The sequence below is a fragment of the Terriglobus saanensis SP1PR4 genome, assembly GCF_000179915.2.
In the GTDB taxonomy this organism is placed as follows: Bacteria; Acidobacteriota; Terriglobia; order Terriglobales; family Acidobacteriaceae; genus Terriglobus; species Terriglobus saanensis.
The window spans coordinates 2,817,753-2,842,249 of sequence record NC_014963.1 but is presented as its reverse complement, the minus strand read 5'-3'; the positions used below and the strand labels follow the sequence as shown (position 1 = coordinate 2,842,249).

Genomic DNA, 24,497 nt, shown 5'->3' with positions numbered 1-24,497 from the left:
TACTTCCTTTGAAAAGCTTACGACATTTTTTGGTTCTGATTCACTTTTGGTGAAGGAGGATCCGCAGGTGTAGATCTGTATGGATGAACCGAGGCACGTTGATCCCGAACAGTGCGGAAGCGAAGCTGATCTGTCTTAGCCAGAAGGCGGGAACGGTGCAGATAGAACTCCGTGCCTGCCAGCCTTCCTCTCTATGCCTGGGCTGCAACCGCCGTTCCGCCAGGGTGCATAGCCGGTACCGGCGGACGGTCGCAGACCTGCCCTGGAAAGGGTCTGCCAGTAAAAATACTGCTTGAGGCGCGCAAGTTCTTCTGTGAGAACGAGCGATGTCCACGGCGCATCTTCACAGAGCCGTTGCCTGGAATGGTGGCACGCTATGCGCGGCGAAGCTGCCGCTCCAGTGAAGCCCTGCGTTGGTTGTCGTTTTTCCTTTACCTGTAGAGAAGGGGCTTGGCGTCGTGGTTTTATTCCTTTACCTGTAGAAAAATTCCTTTACCTGTAGAACTCAAACGCTGCGGCGGCAGACCGGCTCCACTTCGCAGATCTCTGGCTAAATTCGTTCCTGTCCTCGGGACTGTGACAGGCGCGCAGCTTAGTCCAGAACGGCAAACCTCTCCCCGTTTCTGAACTGAGTGTGCGGCAAATTGAGGCGGGCAGGATCAAGCTGGCGATCACCGCCAGAAGGCTTCGGCGCAAGGCAATCGGGCCCGACCTGAGCCAGTGTGGGGAGTCGACAGGGGTGTTCAATCCTGGCGGTACCTTGAATTGCGAGGTTTGCAAGAAGTGAAGCGCTCGTAGAGAGCTGCCCGCAACCCGTCGCATCAACGCCCACGCGAGATCCTGGATTGGCTCCAGTAAAACCCCAGCATCAGACGCAGAAGGGTGAGCATGTGTTCCACGCGCTCGATAATTTCATCGTAGTCGGCAGGTCGATACATGGCGAAGCCTTCTCCTCTTGGTACTCAGCGTCGGAGTTGCGAATTCGCACAAAGCGGAGCCAGACCCTACCAACGTTCGACAACGGGCGTTTCCGGAAAACTCTGGCCCAGAACCGTGCAATCGTATGCTTGCGTGCAAGTGCAGACGCATAACGATTCCTTAAAGACGCTTTCTTTTTACTTGGATTTCGTGGAAAAGTTCACTCGTACTGGCTTTTACCGCGACCTTGAGTTCTTCTCCATGATGCTTCAACATATGTTCCAGATGACGGCGCGACTTGATAAAGGAATGAATCCACCAGGAGAAGCGAGCGTAGAGAAATATCGTAGGCAGATCATACCGCGCCACCTGTAACCAACTGTGCTCGAGCGCCAGAAAGTGAACGAGTAAACACACCGTAGACAGCGAGACCGCAACAATGAGCGGAATTCTATTGGCAGCCACGAAATGCAGGAGGGTCAGCAGTTTACCGGCAGCGCTTGGATCCTCTCGAAAGAGTGAGCAATATCGCACAGTATGTTCCGCGACAACACTGTTACCGTCCCTTTGTACCCCAAACGGTATTCATGGTCTCTGCCGGCACGAATATCTGGTTTGTTACAGATGGATGTGAAGAATGCGCAAGTGTACGAAGATTGTTTGGTTGTCGCTCTTCTGTGCATTAGTTCTGTTGGTGACTGGCTGCGGACAAGAAGCTGCAACGATACCAGATATCGCGCATCCAGTGGTAAATTCCACGGACCCCGTAGCCGCTGCAGTAGGCGTCTCACCTACTCGGGCCATTTCAGCAATGTTCAGTAAGCCGATGAACTCCGCGACCATCACGGCAACAACGTTTAAGCTGGCCGGTCCTGGAGGCACATCCATTCCTGGAAGCGTGACCTACAACGCCACCGGTTCCATTGCATCGTTTTCGCCCTCCACAGCTCTTGCATACAGCACCACCTACATAGCCACCATTACGACAGGAGCGACAGACCAAGCAAATCCTGCGAACTCGCTCGCGGCAGATTATGTATGGAGCTTCACAACGCTTTCGGCCTCGGGAACGCCCATTCCACCCACCGTTATCGCGACCACACCATTGAACGGAGCGACGGATGTTGCTCTTAATCAGACCGTGACCGCTACCTTTAGTACCGCGATGTCTCCTGCGTCGATCAATTCGACGACGTTCCAACTCAGAGATTCGAGCGGTCTTTTAATTCCTGGGACGGTCTCTTACGCATCCACGGGAAATCTTCTCACCTTTGTGCCGGCCGTTACACTTACCGCTGCGACGACTTACCTTGCAACAATCACCACGGGCGTGCAGAACATCAATGGAACGAGTCTCGCCGCAAACTATACGTGGGGCCTTACCACGGTAAGACCGCTCATTGTTGCTCCCGCCGTTGTATCGACCAATCCGATCAACAGTGCGACGTCTGTTCCGCAGAACCAGGCCGTCTCCACGAGTTTCAGCATGGCGATGAACGCTTCGACTATGAATTCAACTACCTTCAAGCTTGCCGGGCCGGGGGGCGCGGCTGTGGCTGGCACCGTGACCTACTCCGGAGGGGTGGCCAACTTTGTACCTTCTGCACCCCTGGCCACCGACACCACCTATGTCGCCACCATTACGACAGGGGCACAGAGTGCCTCAGGGATACCTCTAACAAATGATTATGTATGGACCTTCACAACGGTTCCCACCGCAGCCCCTCCTGGTGTGATTGCCACGAACCCTGTCACCAATGCCGCGAACGTGCCATTCAACCAGCAGATTGCCGCTACCTTCAACCAGGCCATGAACCCAGCAACGCTGAATGGAACGACGTTCACAATAACCGCGCCTGGCGGAATCCCCGTCGCAGGCACAGTCACCTATGTGGCTGCAGGTTCGATTGTGACCTTTTCGCCGACGGTTGCTCTCTTGCCAATTACCACGTACGTGGCAACGATCACAACGGGCTCTCAAAATGCTACGGGGATTGGTCTGGCCAGTAACTATGCCTGGGCCTTTACCACGGGCGTGGCCCCAGATATCACCCCGCCTACGGTCATATCTACGATCCCTCTGAATGGTGCGACAGATGTGCCTTTCAACCAGGCGCTTACGGCTAACTTCAGTGAAGCCATGGACCCCACAACCATCAACTCCGCTACCTTCACACTGACGGCTCCTGGAAATATTCCGGTTTCAGGCTTGGTAAGCTATGCGGCGATCAGCAACTCGGCCACCTTCACGCCCACGGCTGGCCTTGCAGCGAATACTCTCTTTACGGCCACCATCACGACGAATGCAAAAGATCTTGCAGGCAACGCCTTACTGACTAACTATGTGTGGACCTTCAGCACCAGCGCCGCTCCGGATACCACTCCGCCGACTGTTACTGTCACAGTTCCAAATGACGGTGCGATGGATGTTCCGTTGAACCAGGTGATCAGTGCCACGTTCAGCGAAGCGATGAACCCACTGTCGTTAAGTACAACAACTTTCCAGCTGATTCCAATAGGCGGGAATCCGGTGGCTGCCACCATATCCTACGATGCGGTCAATTTCATCGCCAACCTGCATCCCGTCGCATCTCTCGCCTCCGGCACCTCTTACAGCGTCCTTGTCACAGCTGGCGCCACGGATCTGGCAGGCAATCCGCTTGCGGCGGGGGAAGTATCAAATCCCTGGACTTTTACCACAAGTGTTGTCACTGTTCCTCCTACCGTTATATCGACCAATCCGGTGAACGGAGCTACGTCTGTTCCGCTGAACCAGGCCGTCTCCACGAGTTTCAGCATGGCGATGAACGCTTCGACTATCAATTCCGCTACCTTCAAGCTTGCAGGGCCGGGTGGCGCGACGGTGGCTGGTACCGTGACCTACGCCGGAGGAGTGGCCAACTTTGTACCTTCTGCGCCCCTGGCTACCAATACCACCTATGTCGCCACTATTACGATGGGGGCACAGAGTGCCTCAGGAACACCGTTAGCAAATGATTATGTATGGACCTTCACAACAGTTCCCACCGCAGCTCCTCCCAGTGTGATTGCGACTAACCCTGTCACCAATGCTGCGAACGTGCCGCTCAACCAGCAGATTGCCGCTACCTTCAATCGGGCCATGAATCCAGCGACGCTGAATGGGACGACGTTCACAGTGAACTCATCGCTGGGCACCGTAGTCACGGGCACGGTGGCTTATGTCGCAGGCAATAACACCGCAACGTTTACTCCTTCTGCCGCTCTACTTCCCAACACTACCTATGTGGCAACAATCACAACCGGCGCACAGGACACGACAGGGATAGGACTGGCCGCGAACTACGTGTGGACCTTCAGAACGGTGCCCGCGCCAACACCGCCAACGGTGATCTCCACTACACCGGCGAATAATGCGGCCAGTGTTCCGACCAATCAGGTGATCAGTGCCACCTTCAGCGAAGCCATGAACTCCGGCACCATTAACGGAACAACCTTTACTCTCACAGCACCGGGTGGAGTGGCCGTTGCTGGCGCGGTAACCTATCTTGCCACAGGCTCCATCGCCACCTTCTCACCTATTGCCGATCTCACTCCCAACACCACCTATGTGGCAACCATTACTACGGGCGCACAGGACCTACTTGGCGTAGGACTCGCCAGTAACTACGTCTGGACCTTCACAACCGTCGCAGCTCCCGGACCTCCTGTAGTGGCGGGAACAAATCCTACCAATGGAGCCAGTGGAATTGCCGTAGGAACAACTCTGAGCGCAATCTTTAGCGTGACGATGAACGCTTCGACTATCAATTCCGCTACCTTCAAGCTTGCCGGGCCGGGTGGCGTAGCGGTTGGTGGCACTGTGACCTACTCCGGAGGGGTGGCCAACTTTGTACCTTCTACCACCCTGGCCACCAACACCACCTATGTCGCCACTATTACGATGGGGGCACAGAGTGCCTCAGGGACACCGCTTGCAAATGATTATGTATGGACCTTCACAACGGTCCCGCCGCCTACGCCACCCACTGTTGTCTCTACGGTTCCGCTCAATGGAGCTACGGGAGTCCTGCTCAATCAAACGTTGAGTGCCGTTTTCGACAAGGCCATGAACCCAGCGACGCTGAATGGGACGACGTTCACAGTGAACTCATCGTTGGGCACCGTAGTCCCAGGCGCGGTGGCTTATGTCGCAGGCAACAACACCGCAACATTTACCCCTTCTGCCGCTCTACTTCCCAACACTACCTATGTGGCAACAATCACAACCGGCGCACAGGACACGACAGGAATTGGACTGGCCGCGAACTATGTGTGGACCTTCAGAACGGTGCCCGCGCCAACACCGCCCACGGTAATCTCCACCACACCAGCCAACAATGCGGCCAGTGTTCCGACCAATCAGAAGATCCTCGCCACCTTCAGCGAAGCCATGAACTCCGGCACCATCAACGGAACGACCTTTACTCTCACAGCACCGGGCGGAGTGGCCGTTGCTGGCGCGGTAACCTATCTTGCCACAGGCTCCATCGCCACCTTCTCACCCGCTGTCGACCTCACACCCAACACCACCTATGTGGCAACCATTACCACGGGCGCACAAGACCTACTTGGCGTAGGACTTGCCAGTAACTACGTCTGGACCTTCACAACCGTCGCAGCAGGGGACACGACGAAACCGTCCGTGATCTCCACCGTTCCGCTCAACGGCGCAACCGGAGTTGCCTTCAACACAGCCATTGCTGCAACCTTCAGTGAAGCGATGGATCCGACGACGATCACATCGTCAAGCTTCACGGTAACGGGACCTGGAATCATTCCAGTCGCCGGTGCCGTGACATACGCAGCAATTGGAAATACCGCCACCTTCACCCCGACGGCAAGTCTTGCGCCTGCAACCTTGTTCACCGCAACGATCACAACGAACGCCACCGATCTGGCAGGCAACTCGCTGGCCACCAGCTATGTCTGGACGTTCACGACCGGGGCGATACCTGATACAACTTCGCCAACCATTACGCTGACCAATCCTGTGAGCGGCGCCACTGCGGTTCCACTCACGCAGACCATCAGTGCCACCTTCAGCGAGGCAATGGATCCGCTGACCCTCACGACCGCAACATTTACGCTGGCCACCGCAGGCGGTGACGCCGTTACTGGGACAGTCGCCTACGACTCGGTGAACTTCATTGCTACCTTCACCCCATCCGACCCGCTTGTAGCGGGGACTTCCTACCTCGCGACGGTAACAGCGGGCGCAAAAGACTTAGCTGGAAATGCCCTTGCGGGTGGGTCCATTCCAAATCCATGGAACTTTGCGACAAGCTCCATTGTCGTTCCGCCACCGGTCAATCTCGGTACTGTCACACTGTTCGGTGGTTTCGGAGGAGCCTCCGGGATCACCAATCAGGGACTTCTGACGGTGATCAATGGCAATATCGGAACGACGGGTTCCTCCGTATTGATTACAGGTCTTCACGACAACACCGCGAATTGCATCTATACGGAAACCACGCTCAACATGGGATTGGTGAACGGGACTATCGATACAGCGCCGCCTTCACCGACCGTCGGATGTCCGAACGAAGGAACCGCTGCGACTGCGGCGATTGCTGTACAGGCCTCTACGGATGCGCTCAGTGCATACAACGCTCTTGTCGCCTTTCCGAATGGCCTGGATGTATCTATTTGTTCAGGTTGCGGAGGCGGGGCTCCGGGAGAACTTGGCAACCGCGTTCTGGCACCGGGTATCTACAAATCCACCCTGGGAACCTTCGCCATCAGTGTGGGCGATCTCACGCTGGATGCGCAAGGTGACCCCAATGCCTTCTGGGTTTTCCAGATGGAAACGACCTTGGATGTCGGCACGCCATCTGTCCCCCGAAACGTAGTCCTCACGAATGGAGCGCAGGCAAAAAACGTCTTTTGGCAGGTTGGCACCGCAGCAACGATCAACGGAACTGTTGGCGGCGGAACGCTGCAAGGGACAGTCATTTCCCAGGCGAACACTTCCGTTTCTACTGCCGGTGTGGTTGCAGTAACCACCATCAACGGCAGGCTCCTGGTCCTGGACGGCCCGCTCACACTCGTCAACACTGTAATCAATGTCCCTGCGCCCTAGGCGTGATGCGAATCGTGGATTCAGACGTTATGCCGGGGCAACTCGTAGAAAGCTCAGAGCTTGTCGACATTCACCCTACGAAGAAGCACAGGGCTTGCGCTCTTTGGAGAATTTCGGCCATGGCGCCCGCTTGCCGGTGTATGGAACTGATCGGGAGCGGTGGCTGCTCAAGCGCAAGCCCTTCGATGGCCTCGATTAACTGCGACGAGGCTAGTCTTCTCTCTCCCTCGTCGGCTCGACCCTTACGAGCTAAAGCAGCCAGCCCACCACTGCGGTACGCTTGTGTCCGCCTGAAGGCGGCGCGGTAGGAATTGACGCTCTGAAGCGACCACTCACAGTGGGCGCTCTTTCTTCCAGGTGTGGTCGGAGCAACTCAAAACGTTGCAGAGCAAGTTCACGCGATGCCTGCGGGATGGCAGAGAGTGCGTCCACACCCACGAGTGTGCCACATAATTAGAACAAAAGTTCGCCAAATAATTAGAAAAGCGACACCAATAACAACGCCAACCGCCCCAACCAGTATCGCAAGCTGCGGATCGTGAATCAGTCGACGGACCACTGGTTCGGTACCGATCCGTCCACAGCACTCTGCAGCTCTAGTGTGGACAACGGCACTTGCGCCTATGGCGTACCGGCGCAGTTTACCTACGGAAGCGCTGCACTCGGAACAGAGCGTGCTCCAGGTTACAACCAGATGGATGCCTCTGTGTTCAAGGATTTTCATACGTTCCGCGAGCAGTCTCTCAATGTCTGTGTCGATGCCGCGAACGTTCTAAACATGATCAGCATCAGCAACCCGAACAACACTCTCGGCGCGTCCAACTTCGGACAGATCACGAGTATGCGTTCGGTGCCGCGTCAACTCCAGCTCTCTGCCAAGTACATCTTTAAGTCGAGTCAAGTTCAAAAGTCCGGCATCCTCAAGGTGCCGGATTTTTTCGCCGCTAAACCCATACGTTGTCGCGATTTTTAGCATTGCGTGTGGTGCTGCGATGAACTTCAGGAATGGCAGGGCCGCATCGTCGGGTGTCGTTTTTCATTTACTTGTAGAAAATTGGCTTGGCGTTGCGGTTTTATTCCTTGACCTGTAGAAAATTCCTTCACCTGTAGAATCAAACGCTGCGGACGCAGTTCGAATCTACTTCGCAGTTCTCTGGCTAAATTCGTATCTATCCTCGGGACTGTTACAGGCGCGTAGCTTAGTTTGAACCGTATACTTCAGTCTTACCCGTCTCCAGTCTCTGCCGTTCGATTCGTCGAAGATTGGTCGTATCTACAGCTTCGACGGGTACTCCCGAAAAGCACCCCCGTCTGCTTGTAAACCTTTTCTCAGGGTTGGGGGATGGCCGTGCTGTCACCCTGGTTGTAGATCACCCCAGCCGGAACAAAGGTGTTCGTTGTCGTCCGTCCGCTTGCGGAGCCGACGCGTGACTCAATCCGCCCTGCATCTATACCTTTCTCCTGAGTCAGATAGCGGCGCTCGTTGATGGCTCGTGCGGCAGCCATTTTTGGGGTTTCGCCATTTCCATAGTTCCCAACGATGACCAACTTTCCAGCCGACTCACGCTGTAACTCCAGGGCGATATTGTCCAGGCAGGCTTTTGCTTCGTTATCCACGCGCACAGGGCGCTTTCGGTCACGCTCAAACGAGATCGCACAGAGCTCACGGGTCTGAGGAGCCGCAGCAACCGGCAGCGTGTTGATGCTCACGCTAGTAGTCGCGGTAGCCGTCTTGCCCAGATCGTCAACGACGTTGCAGGTCACCGTAATCGTGCCCGGTGCCGTACCGCTTGTGCTTAGGTTGGCAGTTGAGGTGGTTCCGCTGATGACTCCCGCGGTCGCGGTGTAGGAATAACTGAGTGGCCGGTTCTGCGGGCTCGTCGCCTGCGCCGTAATCGCAGCGCTATCTCCAGGCATCACGTTCGAGGGACTCGCAGAGCAGGTCACTGTGGGAGGATCGAACGGCTGCACCGTAAATGCAGCCGTGCATCCGGCTTTCTGGTTCACATGATCACCCTGCGAAACATGGCCGGAAACCGTGTAGCTGCCGGACGCCAAATGTGTTGTGCTGATGGTCGCCGTGGAATCCGTGCTACTCACGACACCGCCGCTCGTTGTCCAGCTATAAACGACCTTGCGCTTCGAGTTCAAATTCGTTGCAGTCGCAGTAGCCGTGACAGGATCGCCGGAGAACAAGGTCCCCGGCTGTACACTGCAGGCGAGCTGCACGGGAGGCGATAGCTGTTTACCGCCGAAAGCAAACAGCAAGCCTGAAGAGAGCCGCAGATCGTTCTGGCTTGCGCTCGATCCGGTAGAGATGCCATTGACAACGCCCTCGAACCTCGTGAGCATGTACTCCGCCTGCACTGCGCGGATCGAAATGCGGTGGGTCAGGCGAATATCCAGACCGCCGCCGCCGGTGAAGGCGAAGGAGTTCTGCACGGGCAGGACAGCACAACCCGCTCCGGCACAACCGTTCACAGTCACAGCAGACGCATGAACGCCTCCCGCGAGCACCTGAGCGAAGGGCGTGAAACGGCTCTGGTTGCGAAACGAGAGCCGAGGGCCGAAGACATAGGTGTAAGCCGTCCCGCTGGAGTTCACGACGAGTGGCTGATTGACTCCCGTGCCCGTGAGCTGCAACTGGCTGTCGTCATAGCCGCCAAAGTCACCCACGATCCCAAGATAGCGGTTGAAGTTGAACGCAACCGAAGCGCTCCCGCCATTGAGGCCGACCATACGATTGCCCGTAACCGTATTATTCGACACGGTCCCAAACCGCGAATATCCCAGAAATACCTCGACCTTGGGCGTGTCATGGTGTTCCGCCCGCGACGCAGGCGCCACCACTGCGGTCTGGGCAGGAGCCGCTTTAGGAAGCAACCACATCGGTACTACAGCTACAGCAACGGCCAGCGTAGCGAACATCCCCGCAAATACTTTCATCTCATTCTCCTGAATCTCATGGTCCCGTTCAGCCTCAAACGTCTTCCCTTGCGTGGCCCGCAATCACCCTCTTTCGAAGGCGGCTGCGGTGCAGCTTACTGGACGTTGATAACCGTGTTGACCATTGTGATCGACGCGTTCAAAGCGATCACTCTGCCGTTGATGGTCGTTATGGCGGCAACTCCGGGACTTGAAATCGTGATTCCCGGTGACGAAATGACGGTTCCTACCATCGTTCCGCCTCCTCCGTAGTTGATGACCGCGCCAGGAAGACCACCTACCGCCCAGAAGACATGGCTTGCCTGGGCACCGTTGATCAGAACAACGCTTTGGGATTCCGTAGGCGTGCCCACCTGGAGAGACGATCCCATCTGGAAGATCCAGTACGCATTGGCATCGCCTTGAGCGTCGAGAGTCAGCGGACCTTGCGTGATGTTGTAGAAGGTTGCGGAGGTGTAAGTGCCAGGAGCCAGGGTACGATTGCCAAGCTCGGTATTCGACAGCGTGATCCCTGGAGGAAGACCCTGCAGTGTGTTGTAGGCTGCCTGGGCTTCCAGCGCGGCCTGGGTCGCGGTGGCGAAGGTAGTGGCGGTTCCCTCATTCGGGCAAGCCGTCGTGGGCTGGCTGGAGCCAGGGGCTGTAAAGATCGTGGTGAGCCCCGTTCCCGGTGTCGTCGCCGTCGCTCCCACAAGTGCTACGTTCAACGGAGACTCCGTATAGGTGCACGCATTGACACCAGTAAGAGTCACAACGCTATCGTCGTGAAATCCGGTGATGAGCGACGACGCACCTGTGGTTCCGATATTTCCGTTATTGATGGCCGATAGGAGTCCCTGATTCGTGATTCCGGCGCCACCACCAAACCCTCCAAAGAGCGAGATGGTCGGACCAAGAACGATCGGCGGCGGCACAATGGCCGCAGCAGTCGTAAATGTCCAAGGATTCGCCGCTCCTGTGGTCCCCAGAGGATTTCCTGCAAGATCCGTTGCTCCGGAAGTTACCGTTGCAATGTAGCTGGTACTGGGGAGTAATGCGACCGTGGGTGTGAGAGTGGCTGTGAACGTGATTGCGTCATATGTCAATGTGGCGGCCACCGCATCTCCACCCTGCGTAAGCTGGAAGGTGGCGTCGGTGATCGTCAGCGGATTCATTGCCTTAGTGAAGGTTGCGCTTACAACCTGTGTCAGTGGAATGTTAATGGCACCATTTACGGGTAACGTCGAAACAATCTCCGGCGGGACAACGATCGGCGCACCGGTGGTGAAGGTCCAGACATAGTTACTAGCCAAGCCGGTGCCCGCGAGATTTTGCGCTCCGGTCGTGATCGTCGCCGTATACAGAGTGTTGGGCAAAAGATTCGCTGTCGGGTTGAACGTCAGCGTATTTCCAATGGCCGCGTAAGCAACCAAACCGGCGACGGGCGTGGTATCCGGCCCCGTCAGCATAAAGGTTGTCGAGTTGATCGTGGATGGATTCATCGGAACGCTGAACGTGGCGCTGACCGCTTGATTGGCCGGCACGTTCGTAGCTCCGGCCAAGGGATTGGTCGAAATTACGGTAGGTGGTACAACGACCGTTGCTCCGGTAGTGAAAGTCCAGACATAGTTCTGGGCTAACGGAGTGTCGGCCAGATTCTGTGCCCCGGCGGTGATCGTAGCCGTATACAGCGTGTTCGGCACAAGGCTTGCCGACGGGGTGAAAGTCGCAGTGGAACCCGCGGCGACGTAGGCGACTGCTCCCGTCACGGGAGTGGCTCCCGGTCCAGTGAGCGTGAAGGTAGTCGCGTTGATCGTGGCAGGTGTCATGGCCACACTGAAGGTGGCGCTGAGAGCCTGGTTGATCGGCACATTCACTGCCAGATTCGCAGGAACTGTCGAAATGATCGTTGGCGGCGTTGGCGCCGGAAGCGTTCTAAACATCCATGCGTAGTTGGTGGCTAACGGAGCGCCCCCTTGAGACTGGGCTCCGGTCGTGATCGTGGCCGTATACACGGTGTTGACGACAAGGTCGGCGGACGGAGTGAAGGCGGCTCCTGTGCCTGAGCAAGTAACCGTGCCCGCGACCGCTGTCGTGCCAGGACCGGTGACCACAAAGCTGGTTGCCGGCGATGTAAGCGTCGCGCAATTCATCGTATGGCTGAACGTCACGCTCAGCACCTGGTTGAGCGCCACCCCCGTGGCGCCATTGAGCGGCACGGTCGAAAGAACCACAGGCTGCTGCACTGCGGTCGTGAAGCTCCAGGTATAGTTCCCAGCCAACGGATCGCCGGTTGAATCAGTGACACCGGTCGTAAGCGTGGCCGTATAAATCGTGTTGTACGTCAATGCCGCACTCGGGATGAATGAAGCCACCGAACCCGTCGCGTTATACGCAACAGTTCCAGCTACAGTGGTCCCATTTGGTCCATTCAGAAGGAAAGTGGTGGCATTGACTGTCGCCGGATTCAGCACCTTGCTGAACGTCGCCGCGAGAACTTGATTGATCGGCACACCTGTCGCGCCATTTGCGGGCACGGTTGCGACCACCGTCGGCTGCGTAGCCGTTGTAAAGCTCCAGGTGTAGTTTGCCGACGGCTGAACGCCAATCATATCTGTCACCGCGGTTGTGATTGTCGCCGTGTAAGTCGTATTGAATGCAAGATTTGCTGCTGGAGCGAAGGAGGCCACGGATCCCGCAGCGGTCTAAGACACGGTGCCGGCAACCGCGGTCGCCCCGGGTCCCGTCACAAGAAACGTTGTTCCGGTAATGGTAGATGGGTTCATCGACTCATTGAACGTAGCCGAGATAACCTGGTTCACCGGAACGCCGGTCGCTCCTGCGACCGGCACAGTCGAAGTTACAGAAGGCGAGACAGTCGCCGCCTTCTCTTTACCACATCCACCCAAAAACACAAAAACCAAAGCCGTAAGGGAAGCTACAAATCCAAGCCTGCGAGTGCGCATTTAGTACCTCATGATCAAACCCGTGCGTATTACCTTCGATACCGCGTGTGCTCTTTTGTACGGTTACAAGAATTAACGTAGGTAATGAATTCTAAATGTATTCTTCCCACACTGGCGAAGTCTGAGCAACATATCTCCGTTTTAGGGGACATTAATGCCTACACGTGTAAGATACGGTGTAATTTTTTCACCGACATTATGTAATATCCTCTAGATTCAAGTCTTTCGCTGTACTCGCAGCAGCGCGCCTACAACTATCGCTAACCTCCTACAACTATCGGTCGGTTATTAAGAAAGCAAAATCCGAATTCGTTCTTATGTGTCTTTCGACGCTAATGGCAAGATTGTTCCCTCAATGCACAGTAAGAAAAATACATCAAATAAAAATGAGCATTAGCCAGAATGCCGGTCCACCCGTTAGAACTAGCCGAAGCTGCTTCAGGTGTCGTTCCTCTCAGTTACCTTGCTTATAGAGACCTATGCCTTGAAACCAAAAACTATTCTAGCTCCGGAACTATGGGTGACAGGGCTAAGCGGCGTTAGTGAATCTGTATCTCTAGTAAACGGCCAGGACTATACCTATCCGGTGAGTTACGGTAACCGAATCTCCCTTTAGATCAACGGGGTAAGTAGGCCCAAGAATCTTAGCTCTTTCATTGATTGATCGTTTTACTGATGAGACAGTGAAGATATCGCGGTCTTACAAGATGCGTATTTATGAAAAGTGAAGTGCTAAAACGGTGGGTATCGCCGTCGGTCATTATGGTCGCGATACCTATCGGGCCTAGCTTATTAGTTTTGTCGAGTTGCATCTGCAGCACCAGCGCTTAGCTGCGACATGGGACAACAACCTTCGCTTGCAGGGCTTCGCGGAAGCCTTCGACCCGCACAAGCACATACACAGATAGCCCAGATTCCCTCCTATCGGAGCGGACAGGGAAGCGTGTTCGCTCCAAAACCTTTACCGCAACATCACGCCAAAGGAGGGCAGCATGCAGGACAGCAGCGCATTCCAGTTCATCACCATCGGCGAATCCGCTACAGATCGTCGAATCCCCTTGCTGTGTCCCAACGCCTGATGAGACTTCGCTGCACGGCGACCGTACCGCCCTTCTCTCGCAGTATGACGTGAACGCCGCTGCCGCGAGTGTGAAGGTCTATGCCATCAAGCCTCTATCAAGAAAGTACTAAGGTTGCTGATCCGAGCTGTTCGGATGGAACGGATCTCGAAGGAAACAATATGAAGAAGATAATCTTCGCCTGCGTTCACAATGCTGGTCGCTCCCAATGGCGGCGGCATTCTTCAACCGTCTCGCCGACCCGGCGAATGCGGAGGGTATCTCCGCCGGAACAGAACCCGGCTTGCGTGTGCATCCGGAAGTCCTGACTGTGATGCAGGAGGTGGCATCGATCTGGGTGGAGCGAAACCTCAGAAGCTGACACAGGAACGCGCGGAGGGTGCTTCGTTGCTCATTACCATGGGTTGCGGAGACAAATGCCCCTACGTGCCCGGCTTGCGACGGGACGACTGGCCACTGCGTGATTCAAAGGGACTGCCCGTAGAAGAGGTAAAGTCGATTCGTGACGAGGTAAGGGACAGGGTACAAACCTTGATCGACGTTGAGAACCTGGGGCGTTAGGTAAGTCCGCTCCACGAACTTTGCTCTTGTTCTACGACTTGGACATTCGCTGAAATAGCCAGGAGCGCTAAAGTGTTTTGAGGTAGGCCACCAGATCGCCGGTCTGCGCCTTGCTGAGAGTGTTGAAGGCGGGCATCTTGCCTTTTCCTTGCTGAATGATCGCGCGCACCGTGGCATCGGCTGGACGAGGTTGGCGGCGATAGTAGTTCTTGAGTTCGGGACCAGACTTCGCGGTTACGCCGCTCGTGTCATGGCAGGCAGAACAGGATCGGTTGAACACGCGCTTGCCGTTGGTAACAGTCGGCGGCGCGGACTCTTGGGAGACCACCGCCTGCGGAACCGAAATAGCGAGAAAGAGAAGTGAGGCCAAGAATGCATCTAGCAAAGAGAGCGAGATCTCTTTCATGAAGATACCTCGTCAAGTTGCAGGGGCAATTTACGCAGGCGTTTTCCAGTCGCGGCGAAGATCGCATTTCCAACGCTGGGAGCGATAAGGGCAAGCGGCGGTTCACCGATCCCTCCGGGAAGACGGCCTCCTTCGACGAGGTGGGTCTCGAGGTGCGGTGTATCAGGCATTCTCAGCAGGTCATAACTATTGAAGTTCTGTTGCTGAATCATGCCGTCTTTGACGGTGATGCGTTCCTTGAGAGTGGCGCTCAGGCCCATGAGGATGGCACCCTCAATTTGTGCACGGATGCCATTCATGTTAATGACCGTACCCGGATCGACCACCGTGACAACGCGGTCAACGCTTATGTTGCCCTTCTTGACCGTGACTTCCGTAACCTGAGCGAGATAGGTGGTCTTCGAGAAGAAACAGGATATACCTCTCCCACGATGGACACCGAGCGGCTTACCCCAGGCGGCCTTCTCTGCTGTCAGGTCGAGCATTTCTATCATGCGCTTGGGATCGGCGAGCGCCCCATCGAAGTTCGATCTCGGAGTGCGGGTCTGAGCGGCGGTGTTCTCAAATAGACGGCGGCGATAGAGACAGGGATCTTGTCCTGCGAGGTGAGCAAGTTCATCGATGAAACTTTCGACAGCAAAGACATTGAAGGATATTTCGACGCCGCGCCACGCCCCGCGAGTGGCGCCGCTATCGATGGGCACATAGGATATTCGAAAATGTTGCGCCGGATAAGGTTGATCGAGGGCTCCGCCGAGTTCAAAGAGCTGAGCTTGTTTGGGGTCGCCTTGGCCGATGATAGTGGTGTCGACTAGACGATCCGTCCACGAAACCAGAGTTCCTTCTTGATCGATGCCAGCGCGGAGACGATGCATGCCTGCAGGACGGTAGCGATCATGCGTGAAGTCGTCTTCTCGGGTCCAGATAAGCTGGACGGGGCGTCGGACACTCCGAGCGATATGGATGGCCTGGTGATCGAAAGGTGCGCCGAAGCGGCGACCGAAACCCCCACCCATGAAGGTTACATGGACGGTGACATTCTTTTTATCGATACCGAGGAGTTTAGCGGCAGTCTCCCGGGTACCTTCTCCTGCCTGTGTCGGAGACCATATTTCGCAACGGCCTCCTTCGAGGCTGACCGTGATGTTCATCGGTTCCATGGTGACGTGAGCAAGGAAAGGGAACTCGTAAATGGCTTCAAGACGTTTGGCGGCAGGGACGATATCGGGATTGAGCTCGGTATTGGTCGAGTTCCAGTATTCCGGAGCGTCAAGTGCGGCTCGCAACTGCGTGGTGAGGGTTTCAGTAGATTCGTCATGATACTGACCCGACTTCCATTCGGTCGCCAACGCGTTGCGGCCCTGGATGGCGGCCCAAGTGTTGGTCGCCACTACAGCAACTTCTCGCGTGTTTTTGTTTGCTGATTGCAGGTCAGTGGGGATATCGAAGACTTCGAGAACACCGGGGATCGCTTTGGCCTTGGCGGCATCGTAACTTACAAGTTCGCCACGAAAGTACGGGCACTGAGCTACGACAGCGTATACCATTCCGGGCAGGCGAACATCGAGGCCGAACCGCGCTGCTCCCTTCACCTTGTGGGGGATGTCGAGGTGACGGACCGAACGACCGAGAAGCGAGAAATCTTTTGGATCTTTCAGCGGGACTGTCTTCGCATCAGGCAGTGGAAGGCGACGAGCCTCTTTGACGAGGGCAGCGTAAGAGAGTGTGCGTCCTGAAGATGTGTCAATAATCTGACTATTCCGAGCGCGGCATTGGGCTGTGGGGACGGCCCACCGGCGTGCAGCCGCGGCAATCATGACCTCGCGAACTTGTGCTCCGGCCTGACGGAGAGGCTTGTAACCACCAGCGACGGAACCGCTCCCTCCGGTACCATCAGCATCGTCTGCCTGAATGACGGTGATCCGCGAGAAATCGATCTCGGCCTCTTCGGCAAGGATCATGGGCAACGCCGTAAAGACTCCCTGGCCCATCTCGGATTTGTTCAAAACGAGTTGGATCTGTCCGTCGGGATGAATGCGGATCCAGGCGTTAAAAGGATCTTTCGACACTTCGGAAGAAGGATGATGAAACCGACCGCGAAGCGTGAGTCCTATGACCAGGGCTCCTCTGCCGCAGCAGAGGTTGTAAGGAAGGTGCGGCGGGAAATCGCCCCACCTGTCTTCGTTGGCACGGAGGTGGGTTTCGTGCTCATGCGTAAGTTTCCTCCGCGGCGCGATGGATGGCGTTGCGAATGCGGAAGTAAGTGGCGCAACGGCAAAGATTGCCAGCCATTGCGTCATTGATGTCGGAATCGTTGGGGCGAGGATTCTCGGAGAGTAATGCCGCCGCAGACATAATCTGACCGGGCTGGCAGTAGCCACATTGAGGAACTTGTTCAGCTATCCACGCTTCTTGGACCCGATGCAGGCCATTTGATCCGAGACCTTCGATGGTGATGATCTGCTTGCCCGCCAATGTAGCGACGGCAGTCTGGCAGGATCGGGTTGCGGCACCGTCGATGTGGACAGTACAGGCTCCGCAAAGTCCGATGCCGCAACCGTACTTTGTTCCCGTCAGATTGAGCAGGTCACGGAGCGCCCAGAGTAATGGCATCTCCGGATCGGCATCTACGGTATGTTGTTGATGGTTGATCTCGAGAGTAAAGTGAGCCATCGGCGACTCCTGGCCTAAGCCTCACGCACTGATAGAGGATTTGCCAGCGGTTTGCAGCCAATCGCGCGGAAGAAGCGGCGAAGCATCGGGATAGCGCGGCGAATAAACGATACAGAACTGCCGTTTGTAAGGTCGAGGTTCTTGCGGAGGTGATCCAACGAGCCCTGTGCCCCAATATGCTGTGCCATGCTGCGTGGAGAATCAAAATTGCTGATTCTCCTATGTGGTGGCTGGAGATCAGCCGAGTTCGGCCGGATGGTCGGCAGGAAGCTTGTGATATGGGTGCGATGACGCCAACCTCACCCCATGCCGCCGGCTAAGAAATAACGCAGCGCCGTCTCTCTGGATGCACACGGTGGCAACTTCACCAAGGGGCAAAATTTCTCCAAATAATTGAATGCTTCTGAATCATTGTCGGATAACCGAACCGACCGATTCTCCCGCGAGGGCAAGCGTGAGGTTGCCGGGCTTCAAGCCATTCACGATCCGGATTTGCTTCATGAGTTTGGCTTTCAGTAGAAGGTCCAGTACCGACGTCTCAACGGGAAGCGTAGCCAGATTTCTATCGATGAGTTCTTGTGCACGGATGTCCGGAATGAATTCAGCTTTGCCGTTCGCCACTGGGTCATCCGCATAGAGACCGTCCACATCTTTGACGAAGATAACGCTGCGTGCTCCGTACACTTCGCCCACCAGATAGGATCCAGCATCGCTTCCGTGCGGCGGTAGTTTGCCAACGGCTGGAGGGTGCTCCCACAGGGCATAGGGTGGGATTCCATTGAAGACCGCACCACGTGCGGCAGCGAGCATTGCTGGAAGGAGTTGAACGACGAACGGCGCCTCAAGATACACGAACCCGTATTGGGCCAGCAGGCACGAAACCATGTAGGCATTTTGCGCCGCGTCTTTCGCGCTCAACGTCGCCAGCGCGCCTGTGGGCAGTCCCAGATCCAGTCCGATGGAAAAGATGTGACGAGAACGAATACCGGCCCCAACTCCGATGATCATTCGATGTTGGGGTTGATTGGCGACAATTTCTTCCAAGAGGGGCATCAATGCGGACCGGCCACGGTCCATGATCGAACGTCCACCGATCTGAATCACATTCACATCCGGGAGGATAGAAAATACATGGCCGTCGGTGCCGCTGATGACGTGCTTATCGACGAGGGATTCCCGCATCAATTTAGATTTCACATGGAGAGCACCAGAACTATGCATGGTCATTCGAATGTCCATTCTTGTAGATGATGGTTCCTACGGGTTCGCCATTCAGTGCGGCGGTCAGTTGGCCAGGTATCAGCCCGTTCACGAACTGAATCTCGTGGATGTTGCGCGACCGGGCAAGGAACTCAAGAACGGCACGCTCCACAATCAGATCGTCGAGGTCAAGAGCGAGCAACTCTTCGACCGAGATTCGTGAAATATATTTGGCAGAGCGGTCTTTCTTTGGATCGGCTGTATAAAGGCCGTCCTCGTCTTTCACGTAAATCATCTTCCGTGCCGCGAAGACTTCGGCGGTGAGGAAGCATCCGGTATCGGTGCGTTGCGGCGGAATGCGGCCTGTGGCCGGATTCGGCTCCCATAGCTTGTACGGAGGCATGCCTTGGCAGACGACGGCATTCCGCTCCATCAGATAATGCGGCAGCGTGCTGAAGCCTTCTGGCTCAACGAAGGGTATTCCATACTGGGCAAGCAGGTAGTGCAGCATCTGCGCATTCTGCCAGGCAACGGCGGTCGCGAGAACGGTCAGGACTCCAGTGGGCAGGCCAAGATCAATCGCGACGCTATAGATGTGACGCGCGCGGGTACCGGCTCCGGTTCCAAGGATCATCTTGTATTTGCTTAGGTTCGCCACAATCTCGCTGACCAGCGGATATACGGCCGCTCGACCGCGATCCATAATGCTTTGGCCTCCAATCTTAACCACATTGACCCAAGGCAGGATGGTGAAGTCAGATGAATGCTCCGAGACTTTTGCCAAATGCGCATCAGAAAGCGAATCAAAGAGTTGTTTGCCGGGCTTGTGTAGGGACGAGTTACCGTTTTGTGTTTGGTTTGTCATCAATGCTCATCCTCAGAACTCATAAACATCTATTTCAAAGCTGCGTGTTTCGGCGAATTCGGCGTCAAGAGAGCCAAAGGTGGACTCGGCCCACGCGCCCAGCTTTTCAAGCGCCTGTTTCTGGATATTGGGGGGAAGGGCGACGAACCGGGCGCCTGTGCGATGTCGCAGCAAAAACGCATTCGGCGTAGCGAGAACGTGCCAAGAGGCGGCCACGGCATGGGTATGCCGCGCGGCCAAAGACTCCAACAAGGCCATTGCCTGTCGTCGCGACTGCTCCGTGGGGAAAGGAGCAAGATGGATGTCTTCCAGAATGTGTTTGAGTTGTTTCTTAAGCTGCGTATCGACTCCCCACTCCGGATTGGAGGAACGGCCGACCACCACGCACCCACCCACGCGCACGACGCGCCGGGCTTCGTCGAGTATCCCTGTCCAGTCGTCCACGCCACTGAGGACTTGCATCAACAACACGACGTCAAAAGAGCGATCGGAGAAGGGTAGATGGTTTCCATCAGCCTGAGTGAGAGTGCAATTCACGGCGTCTATGGAAAACTCCTGCAGCATTGCGAGGGAAGTATCCACGCCGAAGTAGGAATCGCCTGCGGCGACAAATGCTCTTCCGATTCGTCCTGTTCCGGCACCGATGTCGAGCACCCGGGCTGGCCCAGAGAGGCCGGTGATGGACCATATGGCCGCACGAATCGCTTCCGGCACCTCCCTGGGAAGCGAACGTTGATGCTCGAAGGTAGACGCTGCGGAGTCGAAAGTGGAGCTCATCGTTTGATCGGGCATCCGTTCCTTATCTGAACTTGGAAGTGACTTACAAACGCTCCTACAATTTGTCTACAGCGTTGTTCAGAACAGGTACAGTGCCCGCTTCGCGCGAGCATGGAGATGAAGCTCGGCAAGAAGAAACTCGTCCTTATGTCGCTCAATGGTGCGTGTACAGGGTCTTGTCAGTCACGACCTCAACCAGTTGCATCATGCCTCGATCCTCATGAATGAGGATGTGGCAATGGATCACGTACTGACCTGTGAAGTCGACAAAGCGGGAACGCATCCTGAACCAGCCAGGAATTGTCTCCGTGCAGGTCCCCTGCGCGCAGGCCGCATAGGGTTGAAGCTTTTGTGGACAGGTATTCACGTCATTTGAATTCGAGCATTGGGTGGTGATGTCAAACTGCGCGCCCGTGGGTATGCCGAAGGTATCCCACCACACGAACGGAGCCTGGGGCTGTTGTGACGGGCATGGCTTGAAGGTCGATGGGTCGTTCGGGTCCACATAGCATGGATTCCCCTTCGTGGTTGCCGCTTGGCTGTTGGGTTCGAAAACTTCGGTGATCTGGAAGGGATTGATGTGGATGTGGAACGGATGAGCCTTGTCGTTGGCCTGATTCATGACCGTCCACTCTTCTGCCGTGTTGAGCAGCATCGCTTGGTTCACCTTGTTGGGGTCGAATCGTTGTCCATCGATAGTCGTATTCCCCGCGCCGAATACCAGGGTCCGCTTCGTGAAGATCGTGTTCTCAGGAATGTCTTTCAGGAACGTAGGAAGTTGCGGAAAATCACTCTGGTTCTGGATGAAATCCATTGCGGGAGTGATTGGATTGCCCGTGACGTTTACGGTAAGCAACGGGAAGGGGTAAGCCGCATCCGGAGCCGCCTGGCATCCGGCTGGGGCCGACGAACCGCAGGTCTGTAGGGGAAAACCAGTATTCGCAGAGGCTTGAAGAATATAAGTACCGGGCTGCGTGGGCGCCTTGACTAGAAGATCGGCGCGATTGGCCGGCGACAGATTCAACGGGTTATAGGGCGATCCTTGTTTCTGGTAGTTTGCAAAGTTGAACTGCACACCATCCTGCGCGATTTGTCGCCAGCTTACGCATGGCGTCATGACCGCCGAAGCGCCCGACTGGTTGCAGGGCTGTGTCGACCCTTGCGCGGTGAAACTCACCAACTGTACGGAGTCGCGGAAATCGCCGTTCACAATGCGCCACATCTGCACTTCGCCGGGCTGCATCGTTATGATCGGTTGCCGCCTCCCGTTCACTGAGATCGGTGGCCTGGCTGCCCCTGGTCCTCCGCTGTATGAGGCGTTGAGCACCGGGAACGGCGTCGACGAAAGTTGCTGCAAAACCAAAACCTCCTGATGCAACTTGCCGCCGTAAAACTTTTGCAGGTCGTCATCGTACTGACCTTCAATGATGAACGCGCCGGTCATCCCGTTCGCCACGTTCAATGCGGTGGAGCCGTGTTTGTGCGCGTGGTACCACTGAGTCCCCGGCGCTTGCCCCATAAGGGTCGGAGGAGCGCCCGGGGATGGGGACTGGTTGTAGATAGGCAGTCGGAAACAGTACGGAAAAGCACCGATATTGAATTGCGGCCAGAGTCCCTGTGCAAGTTCTTCCGCGTTCGGAGGCCATAGCTGCATCATGTGAGGCAGTTTTCCCGGTTGTCCCTTATACGGGGCGGTAGCATCGTATTTCTTCAAGAGAGTTTCTTGAATCTTTCGCCACTCAAGCGGGATTTGCTCCCACTTTGCCGGGGAACCATCCTTCTCGCATGCGCCGAAGATCTTCGCGAAGTTGGTCTTTACTTCCGCATCACTGGGTTCGAGACCCTTAGCGCCACGCAGAGCTGGGTGAACGAACAACAACACGTTGTCTCCGGTGGTGCTGGGCGTTGTATGTGTGCCGTGAAAATGGAGATTGGAGGTGCTCGATCCATGCAGGCAATCGGGCATATAGTCGCCACCCGTGGGATAGATTGGGGCGTTCTGATTGGTCCAGATGACCGTGCCGTCCGTCACGGTCTGTCCTGGTGTTTGGGGAAAGATCGGGGCCGTAGCACCGCTGGTTCCGGCTTTGGTAGAGGTGTAAACATAGCCCGCAGCATTGTTGCTGAGAGGCTTGATGGTCGCACCCGACCTATAAGGTTTACTCGCAATCCAATCGGGGCGATTCGTGTTCGCAGTGACTACGTCGCAGCCGTCTGTGTTTCCTAAGCCCTCTTCGCCCCGATCGAGAGTGTTCGCAAAATGCTGGGAGTTGACCACGTTCTGGAATGTGATTTCCACCAGGTCGCCCACGCGTGCGCGCAACGTGGGGCCGGGAAGAGGATCGGGGGTTGTAGGCCAGGGTTGGGGATGCTTCGTGTCTTCGCCGACGTAGTAGCGCATATATTGGCTTGCACAGCGAGCGTCCGTTGTTGACTGGCCAGGAACGCCAACGGCTCCCCACCCAGTCCGCAGACCATCGACATTTTTAATGGTCGCGCGCAACACGCCGTCGGATGTTCTCGCGACTTCTGGTATGGGAAGCAGGTTCTGAGAGCCGGGTGTTGGGCACGGCACGATTTGTGGATTCTGGGCGTAAGCCAGAGGGACAATGACCAGCAAGAGAAACCACACGAAACCGACCGTGCGGATGCCGCGAGACCTGGGAGAGGGTGTCACCTCCGCCCCATTGCACTGCGGCCATCGATTCCATTGCGCTGTTACAAAGCGGAGGCCAGTCATACGTCATCCTTTCTCGGCGGTCCTGCCTGAATATCGTCTTATCCCTGCACTTGGATCGTTCCTTTTTCTCCCGGATGAAGAGAGCATGCGTATTGCAATGTCCCGTCCGCCGCGGGCGAAAACGCGTCCGACGTCGACTGTGGCGCAATCTGATTAGGCATAAAGTATGTCTCGTTAATGGAACCGTCGGAATTCAGGAGGCCGGGCCAATGCGGGACACCGTCGTTGTTTGCCCAGACGACTTGATCGCCGGGCGCTACCTGGGTCAGAGGATTCGGATGAAACTTGACGAGCGGTGGCTGCGGCTTATTGGAATCGATGTCAATGGTCCAATTGAAGGGCATCTGAGTGCCTCCTATCGAAGTGCGAAGAACGGACGAAGCACTCACGATGCGCGCGTCTTCCACCGGCGCTCGACAGAGCGACCATGGTCATCATTGCGCACCTCAATCCTCGTCAAACGGGCGAAGTGTATCGAATCGATGTGGGCCGGGTGGGAAGAAATAGAACAAAGTAGCGAAGGTCTAACCTGAATGCTTTTCGTGTGCCTGATAATGCTACTTATATGCTTCGCAACTGTTTACAGATTTTCGGTTTGTAAGTCAAGATCGAATAAGTCTTTTTCAAATATGGCGAATCAGCACATGGCCTATGAGCAACAGTGGGGATGATATTGATGAGACGTTGACCTGAGTTTTCAATTCACTCAACGGATTCTCGATCGGCGGGAGCGCCATCGCCGGATCCGTCCCCTTTTGGGAACGAACTTCAAACTGCGCAGATTGCCGAGTGTCATCGCCTTCGAGGCTCACGGTCCGAGAACTGACACGCCACAAGCTTATTGGGCCGTCAGAAGCCGTGTTACGGTTCCATAAACGGCAAGACCGTCTGTAAGGAGGAAGTGATCAGGTGAAGAGAATCTTCGTACCGATTTTAATGTTGGCATCGAGCACCTTGATGGCGACGGCGTGGCTTGGTCACTTACGATTTCGAAACAGTATCGGATTCTGGATGGCGTTGGGTGCCAGTTGGCTGCTCGTGCTGCCGGAGTACGTGCTCAATGTGGGTGCGACGCGATTTGGTTATGGCACTTACAGCGGCGCGCAGATGGCCTCGTTTCACTTAGCGGGTGGCGTTATTTGCGTAGCGCTCATCTCCCACTATTTACTCGGGGAGCGTCTGGGAGCAATTCAGCTTTTCGGCTTTGTACTTCTTGCGGTTGCAATGGTCCTCATCATGTACCGACCCTCCATGGGATAAGGGATCCTTCCGATTCTGTGGCCTTGCCGT

General features: G+C 55.8%; 15 protein-coding genes and 2 pseudogenes. 4 read left to right on the top strand and 13 right to left on the bottom strand.

Features of this window, described 5'->3' with window-relative positions:
• Window positions 1-1,098: 1,098 nt before the first annotated feature.
• Window positions 1,099-1,452: a hypothetical protein gene (locus ACIPR4_RS22520; protein WP_013568854.1), complete on the bottom strand. Its 354-nt coding sequence runs from the start codon at window positions 1,450-1,452 to the stop codon at window positions 1,099-1,101.
• 103 nt (window positions 1,453-1,555) lie between these two features.
• Here ACIPR4_RS22520 and ACIPR4_RS22145 point away from each other — a divergent pair, with 103 nt between their 5' ends.
• On the top strand, window positions 1,556-7,018 hold the full coding sequence (locus ACIPR4_RS22145) for an Ig-like domain-containing protein (protein WP_013568853.1): 5,463 nt from the start codon (window positions 1,556-1,558) through the stop codon (window positions 7,016-7,018).
• Between the two features lie 499 nt (window positions 7,019-7,517).
• Window positions 7,518-7,991 (top strand): annotated as a pseudogene (locus tag ACIPR4_RS11585) (outer membrane beta-barrel protein); the annotation flags it as partial.
• A 356-nt stretch (window positions 7,992-8,347) separates the two neighbouring features.
• Here ACIPR4_RS11585 and ACIPR4_RS11580 read toward each other — a convergent pair.
• From ACIPR4_RS11580 to ACIPR4_RS23090, 3 genes and pseudogenes are all read right to left on the bottom strand, one after another.
• The gene (locus ACIPR4_RS11580) at window positions 8,348-9,964 is read right to left on the bottom strand and encodes an outer membrane protein (protein WP_013568852.1); all 1,617 of its coding nucleotides are present in this window, start codon (window positions 9,962-9,964) and stop codon (window positions 8,348-8,350) included.
• A 95-nt stretch (window positions 9,965-10,059) separates the two neighbouring features.
• The gene (locus ACIPR4_RS11575) at window positions 10,060-11,883 is read right to left on the bottom strand and encodes an Ig-like domain-containing protein (RefSeq protein WP_245536522.1); all 1,824 of its coding nucleotides are present in this window, start codon (window positions 11,881-11,883) and stop codon (window positions 10,060-10,062) included.
• Window positions 11,884-12,906: pseudogene (locus tag ACIPR4_RS23090) on the bottom strand (Ig-like domain-containing domain); the annotation flags it as partial.
• Window positions 12,907-14,193: 1,287 nt separating this feature from the next.
• Here ACIPR4_RS23090 and ACIPR4_RS23085 point away from each other — a divergent pair.
• Complete coding sequence (locus tag ACIPR4_RS23085) at window positions 14,194-14,346, top strand: low molecular weight phosphatase family protein (RefSeq protein ID WP_245536312.1); 153 nt, start codon at window positions 14,194-14,196, stop codon at window positions 14,344-14,346.
• 267 nt (window positions 14,347-14,613) lie between these two features.
• On the opposite strand, the gene ACIPR4_RS11560 is transcribed toward ACIPR4_RS23085, so the two are convergent.
• The 9 genes from ACIPR4_RS11560 to ACIPR4_RS11525 form a co-directional block, all read right to left on the bottom strand.
• The gene (locus ACIPR4_RS11560; protein WP_013568849.1) at window positions 14,614-14,952 is read right to left on the bottom strand and encodes a c-type cytochrome; all 339 of its coding nucleotides are present in this window, start codon (window positions 14,950-14,952) and stop codon (window positions 14,614-14,616) included.
• Window positions 14,949-17,021 carry a xanthine dehydrogenase family protein molybdopterin-binding subunit gene (locus ACIPR4_RS11555; protein ID WP_049780863.1) on the bottom strand — a complete coding sequence of 691 codons (2,073 nt, stop codon included), beginning with the start codon at window positions 17,019-17,021 and terminating at the stop codon, window positions 14,949-14,951. The genes ACIPR4_RS11560 and ACIPR4_RS11555 overlap by 4 nt, the downstream gene beginning before the upstream one ends.
• Before the next feature lie 139 nt (window positions 17,022-17,160).
• Window positions 17,161-17,625 carry a (2Fe-2S)-binding protein gene (locus ACIPR4_RS11550; protein ID WP_013568847.1) on the bottom strand — a complete coding sequence of 155 codons (465 nt, stop codon included), beginning with the start codon at window positions 17,623-17,625 and terminating at the stop codon, window positions 17,161-17,163.
• Window positions 17,626-17,639: 14 nt separating this feature from the next.
• Window positions 17,640-17,813, bottom strand: a complete 174-nt coding sequence (locus ACIPR4_RS22730) for a hypothetical protein (RefSeq protein ID WP_187290166.1) — start codon at window positions 17,811-17,813, stop codon at window positions 17,640-17,642.
• A gap of 220 nt (window positions 17,814-18,033) precedes the next feature.
• Window positions 18,034-18,807 (bottom strand): amino acid kinase family protein, encoded by a 774-nt coding sequence (locus tag ACIPR4_RS11545; RefSeq protein WP_187290165.1) that lies wholly within the window; start codon window positions 18,805-18,807, stop codon window positions 18,034-18,036.
• Window positions 18,808-18,838: 31 nt separating this feature from the next.
• Entirely contained in the window at window positions 18,839-19,690 is an 852-nt protein-coding gene (locus ACIPR4_RS11540) for an amino acid kinase family protein (RefSeq protein ID WP_013568845.1), read from the bottom strand.
• 12 nt (window positions 19,691-19,702) lie between these two features.
• Window positions 19,703-20,482 carry a class I SAM-dependent methyltransferase gene (locus ACIPR4_RS11535; protein WP_013568844.1) on the bottom strand — a complete coding sequence of 260 codons (780 nt, stop codon included), beginning with the start codon at window positions 20,480-20,482 and terminating at the stop codon, window positions 19,703-19,705.
• Window positions 20,483-20,621: 139 nt separating this feature from the next.
• Window positions 20,622-23,207, bottom strand: coding sequence for a multicopper oxidase domain-containing protein (locus tag ACIPR4_RS11530; RefSeq protein ID WP_013568843.1), 2,586 nt, complete (start codon window positions 23,205-23,207; stop codon window positions 20,622-20,624).
• A gap of 38 nt (window positions 23,208-23,245) precedes the next feature.
• A complete protein-coding gene (locus tag ACIPR4_RS11525) occupies window positions 23,246-23,551 on the bottom strand; it encodes a cupredoxin domain-containing protein (protein ID WP_013568842.1) in 306 nt (101 codons plus the stop codon).
• 565 nt (window positions 23,552-24,116) lie between these two features.
• On the opposite strand from ACIPR4_RS11525, the gene ACIPR4_RS11520 reads away from it, so the two are divergent.
• Window positions 24,117-24,467: a DMT family protein gene (locus ACIPR4_RS11520; protein ID WP_013568841.1), complete on the top strand. Its 351-nt coding sequence runs from the start codon at window positions 24,117-24,119 to the stop codon at window positions 24,465-24,467.
• The last annotated feature ends 30 nt before the right edge of the window (window positions 24,468-24,497 follow it).

What these genes read in the sequence shown, in the direction of transcription:
- ACIPR4_RS23085 (WP_245536312.1), top strand. Translation starts at nt 14,194, where the DNA reads ATGGCGGCGGCATTCTTCAACCGTCTCGCCGACCCGGCGAATGCGGAG.
- ACIPR4_RS11530 (WP_013568843.1), bottom strand. Translation starts at nt 23,207, where the DNA reads ATGACTGGCCTCCGCTTTGTAACAGCGCAATGGAATCGATGGCCGCAG.
- ACIPR4_RS22730 (WP_187290166.1), bottom strand. Translation starts at nt 17,813, where the DNA reads ATGGCACAGCATATTGGGGCACAGGGCTCGTTGGATCACCTCCGCAAG.
- ACIPR4_RS11550 (WP_013568847.1), bottom strand. Translation starts at nt 17,625, where the DNA reads ATGGCTCACTTTACTCTCGAGATCAACCATCAACAACATACCGTAGAT.
- ACIPR4_RS11560 (WP_013568849.1), bottom strand. Translation starts at nt 14,952, where the DNA reads ATGAAAGAGATCTCGCTCTCTTTGCTAGATGCATTCTTGGCCTCACTT.
- ACIPR4_RS11535 (WP_013568844.1), bottom strand. Translation starts at nt 20,482, where the DNA reads ATGCCCGATCAAACGATGAGCTCCACTTTCGACTCCGCAGCGTCTACC.
- ACIPR4_RS11545 (WP_187290165.1), bottom strand. Translation starts at nt 18,807, where the DNA reads ATGCGGGAATCCCTCGTCGATAAGCACGTCATCAGCGGCACCGACGGC.
- ACIPR4_RS11525 (WP_013568842.1), bottom strand. Translation starts at nt 23,551, where the DNA reads ATGCCCTTCAATTGGACCATTGACATCGATTCCAATAAGCCGCAGCCA.
- ACIPR4_RS11575 (WP_245536522.1), bottom strand. Translation starts at nt 11,883, where the DNA reads ATGTTTAGAACGCTTCCGGCGCCAACGCCGCCAACGATCATTTCGACA.
- ACIPR4_RS11580 (WP_013568852.1), bottom strand. Translation starts at nt 9,964, where the DNA reads ATGAAAGTATTTGCGGGGATGTTCGCTACGCTGGCCGTTGCTGTAGCT.
- ACIPR4_RS22145 (WP_013568853.1), top strand. Translation starts at nt 1,556, where the DNA reads ATGCGCAAGTGTACGAAGATTGTTTGGTTGTCGCTCTTCTGTGCATTA.
- ACIPR4_RS11540 (WP_013568845.1), bottom strand. Translation starts at nt 19,690, where the DNA reads ATGACAAACCAAACACAAAACGGTAACTCGTCCCTACACAAGCCCGGC.